Raw genomic sequence first — 19523 nt, 5'->3', positions numbered from 1 at the left:
CAACCATGAGTAACGGTTTTCCATCACACCGCAGCTTTACCCAGCAGCGTGAACAATTCCTCGCCGCCGCCGAGGCCGTCGGCGCCCGTCTTAGCCATTACCCGCACCCATTGCGCGGCCCGTTCGCCGAGGCCCTGGGCACAGATGTGGCCCTGCTCGGCAACCCCCAGGCCAAACGGGTGTTGGTGGCCTTGAGCGGCACCCACGGCGTGGAAGGTTATTACGGCTCGGATTGCCAGCGCCAATGGCTGCAAACCTTCAGGGAGCGCAGCCTGCCCGACGACGTCGCGGTACTGATGATCCACTTGATCAACCCGTGGGGCACGGCCTGGATGCGTCGGGTCAACGAGGACAACATCGACCTCAACCGCAACTACCTGGACTTCACTAAGACACCACCCGACAACGCGGCTTATGAAACTCTGCACCCGATCTACACCTGTACCCAACTGCGTGGCCCCGAACGTGAGCGCGCCGATGCCCAGCTCAATGAACGGATCAGCCGCGAGGGCTGGTCGGCGGTGATGTCGATTGTCGAGGCCGGTCAGTATCGCCATCCCGATGGCCTGTTCTACGGCGGTAACAGCTCAAGTTGGTCGAACCAGACCCTGCACCGGATCCTCGGCGAACACCTGGCACACGCCGAGGTCGCGATGTGCTTCGACCTGCACACCGGCGCGGGCGATTATGGCCATCCGATGTTGATGACCATTGCCCAGGCCTCGTACCCGGCACTGCCCCAGGCCCAGGTGTTGTTCGGGCCCTGGCTGTTCACCCTGATGACCAGCGCCAACAGCCAGAGTGACACCGGCGTTGCTGCCACTGCCACCGGTTACACCTCCCAGGCCATCATCAACGCCTTGCCTCATGTGCAACTGATGCCGTTCGTGATCGAGTGCGGCACCTACCCTGGTCAACAAATCCATGCGGTGCTGCGCGACGATCAGTGGCTGCACCTACACGGCGACCCAACCGGCCCCGAAGCACGGCAGATCAAGTTGCAACTGCTTGAACAATTCTTCCCCGCGGACAGCGACTGGCAAGAGTTGGTGTGGGTGCGAACGCGGCAGATCTGGGAACGGGCGTTGTCCGCGATAGGCACGCGCGGCGGTCTGTAAAACGCACAGCACCCAGTGTGGGAGCGAGCAAGCTAGCTCCCACAGGAGATGTTCGTGGGGACGCGATAAACACTTAAGAGAACCTAAACCAAATATCAGTTTTATCCATCTATTCTTACTCAACTGGCCTCTCGTATTCTGGATCCGTCGTTAGCCACGATCCGAAGAATAATAAGGAGAGACCCCATGTTTATGCGCAACGCCTGGTATGTCGCCGCCAGTGAAACCGAACTCGGTGAGCAACTGTTTGCGGTCAAGCTGCTGAATGAGGCGGTAGTGCTTTACCGCAAAGGCGATGGCACCCCGGTCGCCCTAGAAGATGCCTGCCCGCATCGCAAACTGCCGTTGTCCTTAGGGCGGCGCCAAGGTGACGACATCGAATGCGGTTACCACGGCCTAACCTTCGACTGCTCGGGCAGTTGCGTGCGCGCCCCCGGCAGTAAGCACGTTCCCCAAGGCGCCAAGGTGCGCAGTTATCCGCTGGCCGTGCGCTACGGCCTGATCTGGATCTGGATGGGCGATGCCGAGCTGGCCGACGCCAGCAAGATTTGCCACGTGCCCGAATGGGGCGATCCGGCCTGGGGCCTGAATCGTGGCGACAGCATGGTCATCCCCTGCAACTACCTGTACATGACCGACAACCTGCTCGACCCCTCCCACGTGGCCTGGGTTCACCAGTCCTCCTTTGGCAGCGCCGCATGCGCCCAGGAGCCGCTGCAAACTACGGTGACAGACGTCGGCGTGATCGTGTCGCGGTGGATGCGCGACATCGAAGTGGCGCCGTTCTACGCCAAGTTCGTCAAGTTCAGCGGCAACTGTGACCGCAAGCAGCATTACGAAGTGCACTACCCGGCCCAGGCCATCATCAAGGCCATCTTCACCCCGGCCGGCACCGGATCGGATGCCGGGCCGGTGCACGAACAGGTGTTCTTGATGAACTCCTACAACTTCATGACCCCCATCGATGAGTCCACCACCCGCTACTACTGGTTCCAGGTGCGCAACTTCGACCAGGACAACGAGGAAGTCTCGCGCCAGTTCGATGAGGACGTACGTCACGCTTTCGCCGAAGACCGCGTGGTGCTCGCCGCCGTCCATCAAGGCATGGCCAACAAGTGCAGCCCCAATATCGACCTGGCCTCCGACTCGGGACCCCTGCGTTTCCGGCGTAACCTGGCCAAATTGATTGCCCAGGAACAACCTGCGGACTTGATCCCGCTGGTACAAGGCCAGACCGCAAACAGCGGGGGTTTGAGATGAGCAGCCAACCCCAAGGTTTCAAGGCTTGGCGGGTGATCGAGAAAACGCCGGAAAGCGCGGTCATTACCTCCTTCGTCCTCGCGCCGCAGGACGGTCCTGCACCCATGGACTTTCGTCCGGGGCAGTTCCTCACGGTGCGGCTGGTGTTGGGCGACGGCACTCGAGTGCTGCGTAACTACAGCGTCAGTGCCCTCACGGACAACCCGCTCCAGGTACGAATTTCGGTCAAGCGTGAACCCGCCCCGTTCGATCGCCAAGACCTGCCGGCCGGACAAGGTTCCAACCACCTGCACGACGGCGTGCGGGTTGGCGACGTACTCGACATCGCAGGCCCATCCGGCACCTTTGTGCTGGACGAGCAAAGTCCAAGGCCGGTGGTGCTGTTCAGCGGCGGCGTCGGTTTGACGCCCATGCTGAGCATGCTGCATCGCCTGAGCGGCCAGTCGATGCGCCCGGTGCACTTTCTGCACGCCTGCGAAAACGGCGCGGTGCATGGGTTTCGCGATGAAGTGCTGGCCCTGGCCGACCGGCGCCCGGGCATTGAAGTGCACTTCTGTTATCGCAATCCGAGCGAGGCGGATCGTGACCGCTTTCACAGCCAGGGCCTGATCAGTCGCCAAACCCTGCAAAGCCTGCTGCCGTTGGACGACTATGATATCTACCTGTGCGGCCCCAGACTTTTCATGCAGGCCAACTGGCGGCTGTTGCGCAGCCTTGGGGTGGCCCGCGAACGAATTCATTACGAGTTTTTTGGCCCGGCGACGGTGCTTGAGGAAGACGACGTCAGTCCAGCGCCGCCACCTGAGCCGACGCTGAGCGAACCTGTGGCAAAGGACGGTGCCGTAAGTGTCTGCTTCATGCCGTCCGGCACCCGCGTAGCCTGGGATGAAAACTGCCATTCATTGCTCGAATTGGCCGAACAGGCGGGCCTGACTCCGGCGTTCAATTGCCGGGCGGGCTTGTGCAATACCTGCCAGGTGAGCTTGCGCGAAGGTACGGTCGAGTACTTCGACGACCCGCTGGACGCTCCGCAAAACGGTGACATCCTGTTGTGCTGCACGCGGCCCACCAGTGCGATCACGGTGCAACTGCGCCAATAGTAAGCGCCGTAGGCGAAGTCGGCCGCGTGTCTGATGCTGGGCGCGAAAAATCAGATCCAATATTTGGGTACCCGTCTTGGCTATAAGCGTCAGGGCATGGCGCCCAGCAGTTGAGCGCGCTTCTTCGAGGTTGCTGCGGTGATCGGCGACCACCGCCACGTCAACACCGCGTTGCTTGGCGGCAACCAGCGCTCGGGTAACGTCTGGACTGGTGAAGACGTACGCAGCAACGCGGATAGAGCTGGTGGCCGCGTAAATGGTGCGCAAGACTAGTTTCTGTGCAGAGCCCTCGGGCTAGAAACCGACCTCGATGCGACGGCTTGCGTCGCCCTCGTTGTCAGCAGCCAGGGCCAGCACTTGCAGGCTGCCCCCCGCGACCAGTGCCATCGTCAACGCCAGTGGCTTGAAAACTCTAGAAACCATGTTCTACAGGCCCCCAAATATCGTTGGCCTTTTTAGTCAAACCCTCATCGTCCTTGCAGGACTCAACAGTCTCCCCCCGTGCGGCTTTCGTGCGCGAAGGACTGAAATGTCCGTGCTTGTAACGCTTGATACTGAAATATTTCTGGATGTACTTGTCGCAGTCACCATCGCGGGTCATGCCAAGTAGACAAAGAACAGCACCGCAAGCGTCGGGGTTACTGTCATGGCCATAGGGCGGCTGGACCGGTTCATCAGCAACGGCTGGACCTGACAGCAATAACGCTCCCAGCAAAAAAACGGATGGAAGTTTTTGCATAAATCCCCCTTTTCTCGCGTGCGAGAAATTCAATTGATGATCTGTACGAAAGATGGCTCGACTTGCGCTTGCCCTTGGCCGGATGCCAGCGCAGCGGCTGGTTTGGGATCAGCGAAGCGTTGGAACTGTTCAACCGGCGCAGCATCGCCAGTGTCCAGCGCAACTTGAATCCTTGACTGCTCAGGGCTCGCCGGTTGCATCGCAGCCTGTTGAGCGGGTTGCGGTGCCTGGCCGTTTTCGTCGGTCACAATCACCCATGGGTCACTATGTTTTGACGAAGCTGTACGAGCGCGCACAGGCGTTTTTCGTGCCCCTGGTGATGCAACCGCTACGGGTATCGCCTCATCGCCTGCAGTGGCCTCCACAGCAGGCACAATCGGATCAGCACTCGAAGGATTCAGGGCACCGACCACAACTTTCTGCACGTAGGACAGATCACCCTCTTTGTCCGGGCGATAACCACGTACAGGGTTCCCGCTGTAGTACATCGAGAGCGAGTCGCGCAGGGCTTCTTGTGGGTTCGGATTCGCGGTCAGGGCTTTGGTGTAGTTCTTGACCATCAGCTCGCTAATCGCCTGCAGGTTGCGGCACGGCTCAAACGCTTGGGCGTAGCTCAGGCCGAGAGCCCGCATGTTCGTCACCAGGAGCTGGCCAATACCGACCGAGAAACGGAAGCCTTCGCGCTCCAACCGTTCGGCGGTGGCCACCGCTTCACGCAACGACTTGGGCTGACGCTCCAATCGGCCATCGACAACCCCAATAGCGTAAGGGTTGTAGGTCGATTCATTGCCGATCAATGACTTTAGGGTCTGCGGATGCACGGTAGGCGCGCACTTAACGGCCAGCTCAGAGAACGGCACCGGGGCTTGTTCATCGGCCCAGGCCTGGCCGAGAGTGCAGGCCAGTGCCAACAGCGTTACCGCGAACTTAGGCAGCTTTTGCATATTGAACCTCCGAGATGTAGCGACGGCCATCAAAGCCGTACTCCCACTGAATGACGACATCGATCAGTTGCCGCGAGTATTCGATCAGTTGCGACTTGTTCATTTCGGCGCCGCCACGCGCAGCCATAGACGCCAGGCGGTCGAACATCATTTCCGGCGAGTCCGAGTGAATCGAGGAAAGTGAACCGCTGTGACCGGTGTTCAACAGCTCCAAAAACGGGAAGGCTTCGCCGCCGCGGATCTCGCCCATGATTGCCCGGTCGGGGGTCAGTCGAAGAATCGACTCAAGCAGGTCAAACGGTGTGACCTTGGCGCGACCTTGACCGCCACGTGAATAGATCAGGTGAACCACGTTCTTGTTGGGTGTGCGGATCTCGCGGGTGTCTTCAATGGTGACGAGACGTTCATGCGGATCAATGTGCTCCAGCATCCCGTTGAGCCAGGTGGTTTTACCCGCGTTGGTCCCGGCTGAAATCATGATGTTCTTGCGGGCTTTCATGATCCCGATGAAGAACTCTTTCCAGCGCTTAGCGCGATACAGCGCTATCAGGTGATCGTCGGAATAATCGCTGTGCAACCGAGGCTCGTTGATATGCTCGAAAGCCCCGGTGTCCTGGTATTCGTCCAGGGTGATTTGCTTGATACCGGGCTTACGGATACAGACGATGCCGCCAATGTGCTGTTCGACCGCAGGCGCCAAGACAACCTGCACGCGGTAATCGCCGCGCTGGTTGTCTGGCACACCCTCGGCGAGATTGATCGGAATACGGCCCGACAGAATCGGCGTATACGAGTCAACCTGTTGCCCGGTATGAGCGGCAATCACCTCACCGAGCGAGGTAATTAATCCAGTTGTTACCCCCTCGATCTGCACCGGCTTCATGAACCGACTGCCGTGATAACCGGCCCAGACGTTGCCAGGGCCGTTGATCGCAATTTCGGTCACTTCTGGATCGTCCAGCAGCGTGACCAGGTTTTTCAGTTTGGCGCGGAACGATGCAATCTCAGACATACCGCTTCCTCACTGGATGAAGGTGACGCCGCCACTCTTGGCGTGCTCGATCTCGGCCTCGAATTGCGAGGTGAAATCCAAATCGCGCTGCAGGTAGATCACCACACGCGAGCCATGGGGCACGGTCAAAGTTGGTTGGATACTGGCGTAGCGACCCAGGATCGTTTGGGCCGACTCAGACGCGGCTTCCTGTACTTCCGTGCGATAGCGTGACGCCGAGTTTTCCTGATCGCCGGACGACACTCCGGTATTCGAGGCACCGGCGCCGATGATCGAAACCGCTGCAGCAACACCGAAGATTTGCCCCCAATGGTTATCGACTACGCCACCTTGACCAGCGGTGCCCAACTGGTCAGAGCCCGCGCTATTGATCGCGATCTCCATTGCTGGGCGTCCAGGCAGGTTCGGCGTACGTAACCAATTCCAGATGGTGAACAACCGTTCTTGACCAGGGCGAAGACTGGCGTTGTAGCTGCCGCAAACCGTCGAGCCCCACGGAATCAGAACCCGACGACCGACAGCCGCGTAAACGTCCTGCTGAATGTCTACGCAGATCTGCCCCGGCAACTGACTTTGGGCGCGGGGCTGCAACACAGCCTCGATAACAGCGCCCTGCAGAACCTTGTACTCCAGGTTTTCCATCTTGCGTACCTTGGATACCGTAACCCCATCGGTGAACGTCGAGGATGCGTAAGCGCTATTGGCATTTGACGGGACAGGAGCGTTTCTATCGCTCCCCACGCCCAAGGATCCAGACCCACCCTTCTGACCCTCAGCTTCATCCGTGAAGCCCTCGTCTTTCGCAGTGGCGATGATGGCCGAGCGTTGACGTGCGGCCTGCATCTTCTGTTCTTCAAGCTCACGCTGCAGCTCAATGGCCTGGCGACGCTTCTCGGCTTCGCTCATACCAGTTTGATTTTGACGGTCTACCACAGTGCGCGGCGTGTCAGCGGGTGCAGTGCTGCCGTCATTGCTGACAGGAGCGACCTGCGCCGCTTGACGCTTGAGGGTTGGATCCTGCACACGGCGCGGCTGTGCGGCGGTGATCGCGTCATTACCAACGCTGTTCCCGGCTACAGGTTCATCACTGTGTTTTAACCAGTAGACAAACCCACAAAGCGCAACCGCCGTGAGCGCCACAGCGACACCGGCAGCCTTGTTTGAGCCGGGCTTCGCTTTGAGCATCGAGTTCGACTGTGATTCGTTCCACTCACGAAGTTCGTCCTCGCGAGTTTTCTCCGGAACGGGTTTGTTGTCGTCATTGTTCATGCTTAAGCCCCTCCGCCATCACGAGCGCCTCGAGTAACGGTGCGCTTATATGGGTTGGCCAGGTTCTCCACGCAGACATGGGCGTTGCCGTCACGCAGGACAAACATACTGTCCAGGCGCTCTACGACCACGTAATCACCCTCACGGCGTTTGTTGACCATGGCCTCAGTTCCATCGGGCAACACGCGGTAGAACTGCGGCATGTCAGCCCCTTTCTTGAGCAGGAACTTGGTGAACTGGCCATCATCCATGACCGACTGCAAACCAATGGAGTCCTTGTCACCTGCATAGCCGTAGTTGATGTTCGGGGAGCCTGGCGTGCCGGTGCTGACCACAGGCGGGGGCTCATGGCTCTTGACCTCAGTGAAAGAGGACACGCGGCTGCTTGGGTAAATGAAGCGAATCAGGTACGACTGGCCGGTGTTTTTCTTGGAGCTACCCAGCTGGAAATAGTAAGTACGCTTGCTGGTGATCACGGTCAGGTTGGTGTCCGCGTTTTCCTCGACCGGCTTGAGGAACAGACGATTGCGGAACGGGATGGTTTGCCAGGCGATGGTGTCGCCCAAGGCAACCACTTTCACCATTTCATCCGCTTCAAATTCGAGGGATGTTTGATAGTTATAAGTGCCCACCAGTTCGTAGACTTGGTTCGGGTCATAAGTAACTTGTTTAACCCGTTTATCGGTCAAGAGCGGGGTTGGCAACTTAGCGGCGTGTGCAAAACCACCAAAAAAACACAAACTCAGGGCGATAGCGGTCGGCAAAATGCAATGTTGCTTCATGATTTTAGTTTCCTTGAATTGAGTGAATTACCGGCGGCTCAGTTCTTCACTTTTTCGATAAAGAGTAATCACAGTACCGAGCGGGTTAACCCAGCGATCACCGAGCTGACGCGGTACAAGTGTGTTCGCTATTTTCAGATTCGCTGTGTAGTTCGTTGGTACGGGATCAGCTTTCCCTGCTTGATGAAAGTTTGACGTGAATGAAATTTGATAAATGTCACCTACTTTATTGATGCTGTACGCCTCGGCTTCAATCCACTCCTTTTCACCCAGCAATGCGTAGGGGTTTCTTGGATTATCTGGATTGATTTCCTGCTCGTACTGGCGCGCAACCTCCGGCGTTGTGTACAGGTGGCAGGTGTCAGAAAGTGACTGCCTTCTGCGTGGATCAAAGGTGTTGCACGCATTCACGAAGGCGTACAGGTCTGACTCGATCAAGGCTTGTTCTGCCGACACATTTTCCTTGTCAATGACGCGCATTTTCAGGACTTCACCGTCTGCGCCGATGGTGGCTACCACGGGAATTACAGTGTGCAGATCCGACAGGACATAGACCGCACAAGCCAAAGCAACAATGGAAATCGCCTGAGCACCATTGAGGAACAGGGAGCGATTGCGTTCCTGTTTGACCTTCTGCTGCTCTCGCAATGAATTGCGGCGCACGGCCTCATCATTCTTGAATGTCTTGTCCATTACATTTTCACTCCCAAAGTTCTAACAGCCATCATCACCAGCGACGACCCCCCTACAGTTGCACCAGAGGACAACGCAGCGGCCCAACCGCGAACTTGCAACATGCAGATAATCAAGACTCCTTCCACGATCAATAATGTGCCGTACTGTTGAGCCGTCATTAGGGCTGCGTCACTGATAGTAGCGGTTTGCGCAACTTCGTTAATGGCGTCTCCGAAGACAGAATAGCCGAATCGGATAATGGCGATGGACAGAATGTAGATAAGCGAGAAGTTCAACATCTTGCTTAGCCAATTCATTCCCCAACCCCGTGTTTGTGGAAAGAAGAAAAACGCGACCAAGATCGGCAGAATCGACATGCTGATAGCTGCACCAAACTTAGCAATCAGCATGTTCAAGATCGCGACCACGAACAGAATGCAGTTAATAACGAATAAGCCGTAGCCCATCATGATCATTGCAAACTGCCGCCAACTGACGTTCATCAGAACGCTGGCTACTTTCCCGACATTCACATACAAGGCGTCGAGCATCGACGTCGAATTGACACCCCCGCTCATGATTTTCGCGGCAATGGATTCTGTGAAACCGCCCCATGCCTGGTAGAACACAAGCCCTCCCGTAGACCAATTCAGCGTCAGGAACACCATGGCAGTGAGGAACATCCTTTGCGCCAGATCCCAATACTTGATGGCTTGGCCGTTGTAGATCGTGAACCCGAGCACTGCCCAGTAAGCAACGGCAATCAGGTACACGGCTGGGGAAACCAGTTCCGCCAAGTCAGGAAACACCTGGGCGACGAAGCTGGTAGTCAATTCGTCAGTGGCACCGATTAAGCCCTCAAGGGTCAGCTGCGCCATGGGTTCGATGCTCCGTACACACCCTGGAAGTGGGAGAGCACTTCGGGGTCGCGGAAGTCACTGGCACTCAACTGCACACCGGTTTGTGCCTTGATCTCCCTGGAAGTCTGTTCGATGCAGCCTTGAACCAGCGAACCGCCGTACGACGACGACTTCATGTAGATCTCAGCAAAGCAAGTGCCGGGGAACCAGTTGCCAACGTCGCGTTTTGATGCGCTCAACAGAGGGTTTTTCCCGACGCTGATCGGTGCTGTTGGATTGCCTGGTTCAGCAGGTTCCGTCGAGAAGTACGAAGCGGTATTGATGTAAACCACGCTACCGACAACGACCACGGCAACGACTACCGAAAGGACGTGATGTAGTTTGAATTTAAGCATTGCTGCGCTCCTGGTCTGCTGTGACAAACGGGGTGAACTGGCAAGCGCAAGGCGACTTATCAATCTTGCCGGTGTTGGTGACACAGCCCGAGGCCGCACTGACCACCACGGCCAGCAGCACCACTTTCCAGAGCTTGAACACCACCCACAGCGGGAGCCAGATCGGGAGGGTGACGCCTTTGAAGATGAAGACGATTGCTTTCATGCGGTTACTCCTTTTCTCGCACGCGAGAATTACTGATCTTTCCACTTGAAGAATTTTTCGTTGTCCGACGTAGCCTGGTTCTCAGCGTTGTTCAAGTTCGCTTGCAGGTTCATGTTCAACGCTGACAGCTTCGATTGAGCCGAGGACAACATGCCGTTTTCAGCGGCAATACGGTTTTGCAGGTCTGCGGCGTCTTTGGCATTGGCGGTGTGATCGACTTGCGCCGAGAGCGTGGCCAAGTTGTTCAGGTGGACTTGCACCTCGCTGTACAGCGCGTCACCACCAGACATTGCAGCGCGAACAGAGTCAGAACTGAGCTGATAATTCTGAGCCCGTTGGCCCTGCGGGTTGTTGAACAGTTCCTGCGGCAACGTGTTGATCAGTTGTTCGTAATACGACTGCTTGCTGCCATAAGCGCCCGAGCTTTGACGGGAAACGACTTCCTGCCATGAACCTGGCACGACCGAGGCCGAGTTGATCGCGTCATTCAGACCGATAGCGCCGCGACCGTACGAGCCTTTGAGGCTGTCCAGGGTTCGGCTTTGCGTCTCGTAGGACTGTTTCAACGTGTCAAATTGATCTTTCAACACGAGGTATTGCTGGGCCAACGCAGCCCAGGTGCCAGCGTCACCAGTTGGAACACCCGTTGCGTGTGCTTGGCCGCTGATAGCCATAACCACCGCCGTAGCGAGGCACAGCTTTTTGATAGTCGTCATCATTTGACCGCCTTCAAGTTGTGAGTGTTTTTGGCTTTGGCTTCGGCCATGAAGACCGGAACCCATTGCTCTGGATCGTCAGTGCCCAGGCGCTTGATAATCGACTCCATCAGAGCCACACCAACATCGTTCGAGGACAGCACGGGGATGAAGTCGGACAGATCGGCCTTCGGATCCTCTGAGGTCAGATCGAATACAACCTTGATCGACTCTTTGCCGCGACGGATAAGGAACTTGCGAGAGCCCTGGCCGATTTCGCGGATCCACTTACGTTCAGCGACGGTCAGGTTTTGATGATCTTCATCAGTGGCCGCGTCGTTCGACAGATAGATCTTGGTGGCACTCTGTTTGTCGATTGAGTCGGTTTCACTGCGGAAATACTTGGCATCAGGCGTGACAAAGATAATCAGGCCGTTTTTGCGACGGATCTGCATGATGAAGTTGTCGATTCGCTTCTTCCAATACTCGTTCTTCACCAGGTTTTGCCCTTCCTCCAGTACCAGGATGAAAGGCGTGCCATCCATTGCTTGCTCGATGCGATGCAGTGGGTAGCTCAACACGACCGGAAGTTCTGGCCGCGCCTCACCGCCCTTGAGCAGTTCCATCATTTCAAAGCAGTAGTGCCGCGACGTGCTCAGGTCGATGGAGTCATTCACGTTGTCGAAGACACCGGCATTCGCGCCAGTGACACCCTTGGCGCCGTGCCAGATGGCCATAACATCGGCCAGCTCGCCCTGGCCATACGTCCACACGACATTGCGGAACCGGCGATCCTCGAACGGCAGGCTGTAGTTTTCGTCCACCAGAGCCTTGAAACGCTTGATGTCATCAGCAGACGTAGGGGTTGATGCGTAGCACTGACGCATCAGCACTTGCAGATCCACCAGAAACGCACGGTTTTCAGCCGTATCGGGCAGCTTGAAGGGGTTCCAGTTCATGCCGCTATGAGGGGAAAGCGTGGTATGCACACCGCCCATAGCTTTCATGAACACCTTTGCGCCGTAGCGGTTATCGAACCAGAATACTCGTGGCTCGGCTTTGTCGGCCTCACTGACCATCAGAGAAATAACGGTGGTCTTACCCGAACCCGTATCAGCGGCAATTGCCGTGTGCCCTGCAACCATCCCTTCCAGTTCGCGATGGAAGTTGAAGTTGTAGGAAGTCCCGCTCTCAGTTTCAAAAGCGGTAATGGCTGGCCCCCACAAGTTGCCATCCCGACGCCCCTTGGCGAAGTTGTGCAACGAAGCAAACCCCGCGAAGTTGGTCGATTTGATCTTGCCGCGACGACCAATCAGGTTCTGTGCTTGGCCTGGCAGCTGCGACCAGTAGAAGGTTTCCAGGCCCATCCACTCGCGTACCGATTTGACGTTCAGGTCAACAAAGCAGTTTTCCACCAGGCCCACGGCTTTATCGAGTTCGCTAGCGTTCTGCTTACGGTTCGCTTCCGAGTCCATAGGCAACGACGGCACATGCACAAAGATGGTCAGGTGGTGCAGACCGTTGACAGCATCACCACGGCGCAACGCCCGAATCCCCTCAGTCAGTTCCTTGCTGTCATCGTCGGCGATGCCGTGAGTGTCCGAGACAGTCAGGCGCCGTTGTTCTTGCGTCATCGCCGATTCAGCTTCGATTCGGTTAGAGAAGAAGAACGATTGCGTGATGATGTATTCCACCGGCTGCTGCAGGAACTTGTTCATCATCCGCGATGGAGTTCTGCGCGGCCATTCAGCCATGCTCAACATCGCGCCGATACGCGAACTGGTGCTGCCACGTACTTCGCACATGGTTGCCAACACACGAAAGTTAAGGCGAGCGTATGGCAACATTTCGCAGAGCTTCTGATCGCTCAGGGGGATCTTGCGATCCTCAAGGTTGATCAGGTAGTTGAAGAACGTACTGAGTTCGGAGAATTCCTCTCCCAGGAAGTCATACACGACCTCAGAAGGGTATTGCTGGTGATCGCCGTTGTGCTCTTTGAAATCCGCCCAGCTCCAACGGAAACGACGCACCGCGTCATAAGCCCGGTCACGGTCGATCATCTTTGAATCGGTTTTAGGGTGCCGCTGCACTTTCAGGCGAGTCGCACCGTACTCGGACAGTCCACCCAGCAGCAGATTCGCAGCCTTGTACAGATCCTCAGCCATGTCGTCATAGGATTCAGCATCCTGCTTAGTCGGGCTGGTCCCTGTAATCAGCGCAATGCCTCGATCCATCAGCCCTGGTACACCAGACCGGAAACGGTTGCGTACCAGCGAGATATAGATCTCGTTGACGTAGAACCCTTTGTGTTGATAACGGCCACGCCAAGCAGCGTTGAGTTGCTTGGAGAACCAGGTGCCGCCCTCGCCTTCAGGGAAATCAAAGACCTTACGGCGGATGGTATGCACGTACAGGCCCAAGTTACTGAATGCGACGGTACGTAGCAGCGTGTTACGGCGAACTTCAAACTGTTTAACCTGTTCTTCGGTCAGCGAATCAAAGAGCAAGCCATCAATTTTGATAACTTGGACTAACGCGCTTTCCTTGGTCATTACCATCTGATCATCGTAGTGATAGTCATACGGCACCATTGCGCTGACTTCCAACTCCAGCAGATCCTCTTCGGATCCTGCTGGCTGTTGAACGCCTAGCGACAAGTCAAGATTGCGCGTCAATTTCCTAAGCGCTTTATCAACGAGGCGCATAACTCCGATACCCCCACAAGTTCCTATTCCGAGAGGCCCGTAAACGAAATGCAGATTGCAAGACACCAAATAAATAAACGTCTTTGCTGCAAATGTAATACGAAATTCCAAACAGAAGTGGTATTGCCCCAACCGGCCATAACGAGCGAATTACCAATGCTGTTATTAGCGGTCCAAAGATGCTGATAAGAATGCTCGATAGCGTGAAGGCGCCGACCATAGATGGTCGAGCCATCGCTAAGACAAGCACCTCACCCTCATCGGGTGCGTGCTCGACCGCACTCATTGCAGTGAGGTTGCAGCGCCGGATTTGATCTCGGCGACGATGTTCGGTGCGAAGAACACCAGGAACACACCGGCGACAGTCCAACCGAAGGTGGACCACTCGACACGGCCCGACTTAGCCCGGAAGCCCTGCACCACAATGGCCAGGATGCCCAGGTAGTAACCGATATCGAAGATGAGGAAGCTAACAATGTCTTTCAGCAGGTTCTTGACCGAACTGAAGTCCATCGCCGCGTTGGCAAATTCAGGGAGAAGGCTCAGGGAGAACAGCGACCCGATGACGACGATCTTTTCTGCCTTGGCAGTCCAGTCTTTGCGCATCAGGGCCGCATGGTTCATTCCGTGTTTCGGGGTGACGATATTGCGAAGGGTTGTTACCGTGTTGCTTTGTTGAAGCTTGGTTACCCAGGATTGTTTGTTAATGGTTTCTGACTTACGGAAATTCGATTTTCCTGTTTCGAGTTGCATACCGTTGCCTCTTCATAGTCATGACGGGGAATCCCCGTACGTTATGGTTATTGCTTTGTGCGGATTGTTAGGACAGGTCTCTTTTATAAAGTCGATAGCAGTATCGGCATTTTTAAAAAGTCTGGTCTTCCCTAACGCTGTAACAACCGAAAACACTTGCCCTGTTGACGGACTTTCGATGATGAGTTCCCACTTCCGAACATTATCCAAGTACCGCTCTTGTAGATGAACTCGGTAATCCGGTTGGGCGTTGGTGAAAACCACCAGGTCTTTTTTATCTAGGGATTGCATCATGTCCTCTGAATAGCTCAGCGCTAAAAACAGAGGGGATACTGTAGCCCCTGACATTTTTCTTCTAGATCCCACCTCGCATTTTCTTCCTCTTTAGCGTTTTGTTTAACGTTTTATGCATTTCGTTACTCAATATATTCTTTTCATTTTATGAAATCAACATTTCATGTTGCGTTTTTTGGATTCCGAAAAGGATGGGGACGAACGAATGCCCCAGGAATAAACCTGCGTACTGATGGGTAGCGATAAGTGATTGAGACATAAAGCGTTTCACGATCTATCCATTGAGGCCTGGCGGCTTCATGTCGTGTATGAGGTAAGGCAAGAGGGCATAGCCTTCCACGCGGGTGTGACAGCGGGGATGGGATTTTTCTCAACTATTTGAAAAAAAGCTGATGACCGGTATTGAGCTGAGTTGAACGAATGTTCGACGTGAGGAGGGGCAAAGGTCGCGAAGTCGAGCAGCCGTGAAATGAATTCTCGCGTGCGAGAACGCGACGCGGTGTCGTGTATTTATCGCATGCGAGAAAAATACAAAGTAAACCCTATTTTTGGGTTGACCAAAGGGTTTACCATATGCAAACTTGAATCACGGTCCACTATCGGACAAGTCGGAGATCATGATGAAGATCACAACTGTAGCGAATCAAAAGGGCGGCGTAGGGAAGACCACCCTAGAGATTCACCTGGCAGCATGCGCGGCAGAGGATGGTAAGCGTGTCCTGGTCGTAGACCTTGATGAAGGCGACCTATCGCAGTTTTTTCCCCAAACAGAGGATGGCGATAATACGCCTTATCTAATGTCCAGCCAGTTGTTCAATGGCGAGCATGAAGGGCGTCAGCCACGCCAGGTCGGTCCCAACATCTGGTTGATCGAAGCTGACGTAGCACTGCTCGACGTGGACGATATGGATCTAGACGTAATCCACGCTCTACGGCCTGCACTGGAACGATTTTCTGACGATTTTGATCTCTGCATGATCGACACCCCACCGAACTTGCAACGTCGCATGGTTGCGGCCCTGACGGCCTCCCATGCCGTGGTGGCCCCGTTCAATATCAGCGCCTTTACCCTTGCTCGACTCCCAAAATTGATGAACACCATCGAAACTGTGCAAGACAGGTACAACCCTGATCTGCGCTTTTTGGGCTATTTGCCGAACTTGGTGAACAGCCGTTCGCCCGAGGAAATAGACGCCCTCCCCGGACTTCGCGAGAGCTACGGTGATGCCATGTTCGCGGAGCAGATCATCTACCGGCCTTGTATCAACAAATCGCTGGCCGCTGGTAATCCGGTCTGGTGGAAGGCCCGCAGCGGCAGTCAGCGTGAAGCGGGCCGGGAAATGAAACGGGCTTGTAAGGCCGTTCTCGATAAAGTTTGGGCTGAATGAGGGCCATGTCATGACAACGAAGAAACCCAACGCATTCGGGGGTGCAGTCAAAAAGCTTTCTGACTTTCAGAAGCAAAAAACGGCAGTTCTGGAAGGTGAACGCATCATCAAGGTCAACCCCGACGAGGTTGAGTGCAAGCCGCAAATCCGAGGCAAGGACAACCCAGGCTTCACACAAGAATCTCTGATTGAACTGGGCGACGACATTGAACAGAACGGACAGGCAGAGGCTGCCGTCCTACGGCCCCACCCAAACCCTGGAAGCGGGTTCAAATACCTAATGGTCGCGGGTGAGCGACGGTTGCGGTCTTGCGCACTCAAAGGCCTTTTGCTTGAAGCAGTAGTGCGCGACCTCACAGACGCCCAGGCCAAACGGATTCAACGTTCTGAGAATGTCCAACGCGAAGGACTTCTGCAAATCGAAATAGCCCTGTCCCTGAAAGCCGACAAGGAAGAATTAGGCACCCTGCAGGCAGTTGCTGCCGAATGGAAAAAGAGCATCAGTTGGGTGGCTGAACGCTTGTCCTATCTGGATGCCATCGAAGCCGGGGGAGCTACCAGCACAGCAGTACAGAACGGAATAACCGCTGACGTATCAGTGGTAAACGACCTAGCGCGCCTTGAACGTCTCGACCCCGCTGCAGCCGCCAATGTGGTACAGCGTGCCGAAGCTGATCCTGACCTGAACGTTCGCAACGAAGTACGCACGGAACTCAAAACAACCAAGGCGCTCAGGATAGGCGGGGGCAAAGCCAAACCCAAGACACCAGGCAAAGCGACAGAACTCGATTTGTTGAAAGAACAGGTTGCCCTCCTGACTGAGCAGGTAAATACCTTGAAGTCTGAAAAGGTGTATCTCTCTGAGGAACTGGAGAAAGCACGGCAACAAATCGCCGACCAGTGGAAGCCTGCAGAATGACTACCCGCCTCACTGACCAGGATCTACGAATACCACCCGAAGACTTCGAGCGTATCCGCAGTAACTCAAAGATGCATAGCCGCAGCCTTGACGTGGCTTTTGAAATCCTCGTTGAGGGCAAAAAGCTTGTAGCAGTGGCCAATGCTCACGGACTGACGAAACAGCGCGCTTTAGCCATAAGGGACAAAATCTACTCAGCCTATCTACTCCAGGCTCCCGAAGGCTGGAGCTATGCGCAGATCTGCGCCCCCGAGGAAATGATCAATCGTTTCGTCAAAGAGGCCGACACGGAGCGATTGAGGTATTGGCAGAGTAAATCCACAACAAAGAAGGACAAGGACGCATGATTCGGTAAAGCGACTATCGAGCAATCTCAAAACTGCTGAAACCGCTATCGGGGATGGCAGCACAGAAGCTTGAGCATTGACTGTGGGACTGTTTCTTTAGGGCATACATGAATTGAGACAGTCAGAGGCAAACCGGGCAGGGCTTTACTTAGATTAGTGATACGTTCAATTTGATACACTCTTAAATGAACACTCAAAATGATACGAAGGAGTAGAGCCCGTCATGTTCATCCGTTCTTACCTGCGAGCATCGACCATCGAGCAGGACGCTAACCGAGCCAATGACGCGTTGGAACAATTTGCAGCTGACCATGGCCAGGTTGTTGCCAGTACATACACAGAAAATGCCAGCGGCACCGAAGCGAACAGGCCAGAACTTCTTCGCTTGCTCAAGGATGCGCGCAAAGGCGACGTGCTCCTGGTTGAAAGCATCGACCGGCTGTCACGGATGGAAGATTCTGATTGGCGGATGCTCAAAACGACCATCGACTCAAAAGGACTTCGCATCGTCGCGCTGGATCTGCCCACCAGTCACCTGGCGTTAAGAGTCACCCAAGGCGACGAGTTCACCAGTCGCATGCTTGGAGCAATCAATAACATGATGATCGAAATGATGGCGGCTATTGCTCGTAAGGACTATCAACAACGCCGCGAACGGCAAGCCCAGGGAATCGCCAAAGCCAAAAGCTCCGGGGCGTATAAGGGCCGCCCCATTGATTCCGATCTGCACAAGCGTGTACGTGAACTGCTTGCTGCAAATTTGGGGATTAGAGCAACTGCCCGTCACGCTGGTTGTTCAACCACGACCGTTCTCAAAATCCGTGACCAGGTTCAACAGCTCAGTTAATTGAGCCGGTCGGAAGTGACTGACTAGCGGAGGCGAAGCCGTAGTCTGTCAGGCGCTTACGAGTGGCCGCCGCCGGCAGGCGACTTTGACTTATCAACCCCAAGGTTAACAGCGTGGCAGAGGACGACAGTTAGAGATCATAAGAGGCAGGACTTCTGACCCCTTGATTTACGGGGCCTCCAGAGCAGTAGATAGCTCAGCCTATGAGCGAACCTTCGGTCATCATCTGTGAACCAACCTCGCTCATAGACCGTGATCTAACCTAGCTCACGTTATGAGCTACCCCTCGCTCATCGGTGTTCGATAGCAAACATCCTTGAGCTACCCGTAGCTCACAACATGAGCTACCCCTAGCTCATTTTTTGCGCGATATCCGACAAGTCTGTCAGATAGCGAACAAATTTGATCTACCAATAGAGCACAGCGTGAGCTACCCTTCGCTCATTCTTGCTCGCTATCTGACAAGTTTGAGAGATAGCAAACATCACTTTTGGACGATCTGACAGGAGGGTCGATGTCTGAGGAAATCCGCAATCTACACCAACCCGCGCCACGCGGGACTTGGGTTCAGACAGAGCGTGCTGGACACGAAGCATGGGCGCAACTGATTGCGCACGCTCCACGTGCGGCCCAGCTGCTGCACATACTCGTGGCCAACATGGATAAGAGCGGTGCCCTGATTGCCAGCCAAGCTACTTTGGCCAAGCTGATGGAAACTTCTACAGCAACGACAAAGCGAGCGTTGTCGGTACTGATCGAGCAGGCTTGGATTCAGACAATCCGGCTGGGGAGTGATCGAGGCGGAGCGCTGGCCTACGTGGTGAACAGCAGGATCGCTTGGGCGGATAGCCGCGAAAATATCCGCTTCGCACGGTTCAATGCGCGTGTGCTTGTGTCGTCCGAAGATCAAAGTGACCTGGGCAGCGGCAAACTGTTGAAAGCACCGGTCATGGCACCAGGTGATTTGCAGTTGCCAGCTGGTGATGGTCTGGCCCCGCCAGTTCAAGAAACGTTCGAAAGCATGCTGCCAGACTTGCCGTCGATCTCCGACAATTCAGAAGCCTGAAACGACGAAACCCGCAGCACGGCTGTTGGCGCTGATTGAAAACTGACCCACCCTGCCGATTGAAAATTGACCCAGGACGGATTGCTGATTTCTGTCCCAGCAATTGTGGATAAGCTTAGCAGCAGTGGGCCGATTCAAGACGCATCAACC

Annotated in this window: 22 protein-coding genes and 1 pseudogene; 8 read left to right on the top strand and 15 right to left on the bottom strand. The window is 55.3% G+C overall.

What is annotated here, in order from left to right:
* Positions 1-5: 5 nt before the first annotated feature.
* The 3 genes from HBN61_RS19270 (at position 6) to HBN61_RS19260 (ending at position 3478) form a co-directional block, all read left to right on the top strand.
* Entirely contained in the window at positions 6-1118 is a 1113-nt protein-coding gene (locus HBN61_RS19270; protein ID WP_009682425.1) for a DUF2817 domain-containing protein, read from the top strand.
* 186 nt (positions 1119-1304) lie between these two features.
* Positions 1305-2378, top strand: coding sequence for an aromatic ring-hydroxylating dioxygenase subunit alpha (locus HBN61_RS19265; RefSeq protein WP_009682426.1), 1074 nt, complete (start codon positions 1305-1307; stop codon positions 2376-2378).
* The gene (locus tag HBN61_RS19260; protein WP_009682427.1) at positions 2375-3478 is read left to right on the top strand and encodes an FAD-binding oxidoreductase; all 1104 of its coding nucleotides are present in this window, start codon (positions 2375-2377) and stop codon (positions 3476-3478) included. Before HBN61_RS19265 ends, HBN61_RS19260 begins: the two co-directional genes overlap by 4 nt.
* A gap of 72 nt (positions 3479-3550) precedes the next feature.
* On the opposite strand, the pseudogene HBN61_RS23040 reads toward HBN61_RS19260, so the two are convergent.
* The 15 genes and pseudogenes from HBN61_RS23040 to HBN61_RS19190 form a co-directional block, all read right to left on the bottom strand.
* A pseudogene (locus HBN61_RS23040) lies at positions 3551-3745 on the bottom strand (phospholipase D-like domain-containing protein); the annotation flags it as partial.
* Positions 3746-3772: 27 nt separating this feature from the next.
* Positions 3773-3901 (bottom strand): hypothetical protein, encoded by a 129-nt coding sequence (locus HBN61_RS23035; RefSeq protein ID WP_254925078.1) that lies wholly within the window; start codon positions 3899-3901, stop codon positions 3773-3775.
* On the bottom strand, positions 3891-4217 hold the full coding sequence (locus HBN61_RS19250; RefSeq protein WP_053070061.1) for a TrbM/KikA/MpfK family conjugal transfer protein: 327 nt from the start codon (positions 4215-4217) through the stop codon (positions 3891-3893). The genes HBN61_RS23035 and HBN61_RS19250 overlap by 11 nt, the downstream gene beginning before the upstream one ends.
* A 29-nt stretch (positions 4218-4246) precedes the next feature.
* Complete coding sequence (locus HBN61_RS19245) at positions 4247-5161, bottom strand: lytic transglycosylase domain-containing protein (protein WP_048377555.1); 915 nt, start codon at positions 5159-5161, stop codon at positions 4247-4249.
* Positions 5145-6173, bottom strand: coding sequence for a P-type DNA transfer ATPase VirB11 (gene virB11 / locus HBN61_RS19240; RefSeq protein WP_048377556.1), 1029 nt, complete (start codon positions 6171-6173; stop codon positions 5145-5147). Before virB11 ends, HBN61_RS19245 begins: the two co-directional genes overlap by 17 nt.
* Positions 6174-6182: 9 nt before the next feature.
* On the bottom strand, positions 6183-7442 hold the full coding sequence (locus tag HBN61_RS19235) for a TrbI/VirB10 family protein (RefSeq protein ID WP_048377557.1): 1260 nt from the start codon (positions 7440-7442) through the stop codon (positions 6183-6185).
* 2 nt (positions 7443-7444) lie between these two features.
* Positions 7445-8224: a TrbG/VirB9 family P-type conjugative transfer protein gene (locus HBN61_RS19230; protein WP_053070063.1), complete on the bottom strand. Its 780-nt coding sequence runs from the start codon at positions 8222-8224 to the stop codon at positions 7445-7447.
* A gap of 27 nt (positions 8225-8251) precedes the next feature.
* Positions 8252-8917 (bottom strand): VirB8 family type IV secretion system protein, encoded by a 666-nt coding sequence (locus HBN61_RS19225; protein WP_048377558.1) that lies wholly within the window; start codon positions 8915-8917, stop codon positions 8252-8254.
* Positions 8917-9777 (bottom strand): TrbL/VirB6 family protein, encoded by an 861-nt coding sequence (locus HBN61_RS19220; protein WP_048377559.1) that lies wholly within the window; start codon positions 9775-9777, stop codon positions 8917-8919. Before HBN61_RS19220 ends, HBN61_RS19225 begins: the two co-directional genes overlap by 1 nt.
* Entirely contained in the window at positions 9765-10154 is a 390-nt protein-coding gene (locus HBN61_RS19215) for a hypothetical protein (RefSeq protein WP_048377560.1), read from the bottom strand. Before HBN61_RS19215 ends, HBN61_RS19220 begins: the two co-directional genes overlap by 13 nt.
* Entirely contained in the window at positions 10147-10359 is a 213-nt protein-coding gene (locus HBN61_RS19210) for a hypothetical protein (RefSeq protein WP_048377561.1), read from the bottom strand. Before HBN61_RS19210 ends, HBN61_RS19215 begins: the two co-directional genes overlap by 8 nt.
* A gap of 29 nt (positions 10360-10388) precedes the next feature.
* Positions 10389-11075 carry a TrbJ/VirB5 family protein gene (locus HBN61_RS19205; RefSeq protein WP_082149916.1) on the bottom strand — a complete coding sequence of 229 codons (687 nt, stop codon included), beginning with the start codon at positions 11073-11075 and terminating at the stop codon, positions 10389-10391.
* Complete coding sequence (locus tag HBN61_RS19200; protein ID WP_262498811.1) at positions 11075-13729, bottom strand: VirB4 family type IV secretion/conjugal transfer ATPase; 2655 nt, start codon at positions 13727-13729, stop codon at positions 11075-11077. Before HBN61_RS19200 ends, HBN61_RS19205 begins: the two co-directional genes overlap by 1 nt.
* A 16-nt stretch (positions 13730-13745) precedes the next feature.
* On the bottom strand, positions 13746-14045 hold the full coding sequence (locus tag HBN61_RS23030; RefSeq protein WP_082149917.1) for a VirB3 family type IV secretion system protein: 300 nt from the start codon (positions 14043-14045) through the stop codon (positions 13746-13748).
* On the bottom strand, positions 14042-14512 hold the full coding sequence (locus tag HBN61_RS19190; RefSeq protein WP_053070065.1) for a TrbC/VirB2 family protein: 471 nt from the start codon (positions 14510-14512) through the stop codon (positions 14042-14044). Before HBN61_RS19190 ends, HBN61_RS23030 begins: the two co-directional genes overlap by 4 nt.
* Before the next feature lie 914 nt (positions 14513-15426).
* Between HBN61_RS19190 and HBN61_RS19185 the strand changes: the two genes are divergently transcribed.
* The 5 genes from HBN61_RS19185 (at position 15427) to HBN61_RS19165 (ending at position 19373) form a co-directional block, all read left to right on the top strand.
* Positions 15427-16194, top strand: coding sequence for a ParA family protein (locus HBN61_RS19185; RefSeq protein WP_048377563.1), 768 nt, complete (start codon positions 15427-15429; stop codon positions 16192-16194).
* A 10-nt stretch (positions 16195-16204) separates the two neighbouring features.
* Positions 16205-17113 (top strand): ParB/RepB/Spo0J family partition protein, encoded by a 909-nt coding sequence (locus HBN61_RS19180; RefSeq protein ID WP_048377564.1) that lies wholly within the window; start codon positions 16205-16207, stop codon positions 17111-17113.
* Positions 17110-17460 carry a TrfB-related DNA-binding protein gene (locus HBN61_RS19175; protein ID WP_048377565.1) on the top strand — a complete coding sequence of 117 codons (351 nt, stop codon included), beginning with the start codon at positions 17110-17112 and terminating at the stop codon, positions 17458-17460. Before HBN61_RS19180 ends, HBN61_RS19175 begins: the two co-directional genes overlap by 4 nt.
* Positions 17461-17683: 223 nt before the next feature.
* Positions 17684-18307 carry a recombinase family protein gene (locus tag HBN61_RS19170; RefSeq protein WP_048377566.1) on the top strand — a complete coding sequence of 208 codons (624 nt, stop codon included), beginning with the start codon at positions 17684-17686 and terminating at the stop codon, positions 18305-18307.
* 514 nt (positions 18308-18821) lie between these two features.
* The gene (locus tag HBN61_RS19165; RefSeq protein WP_032901689.1) at positions 18822-19373 is read left to right on the top strand and encodes a helix-turn-helix domain-containing protein; all 552 of its coding nucleotides are present in this window, start codon (positions 18822-18824) and stop codon (positions 19371-19373) included.
* Positions 19374-19523 lie beyond the last annotated feature (150 nt).

The organism is Pseudomonas sp. WS 5071, from assembly GCF_012985765.1.
GTDB lineage: Bacteria > Pseudomonadota > Gammaproteobacteria > Pseudomonadales > Pseudomonadaceae > Aquipseudomonas > Aquipseudomonas lundensis_A.
The sequence above is the reverse complement of the archived record's forward strand: the minus strand, read 5'-3'. Positions and strand labels throughout refer to the sequence as shown.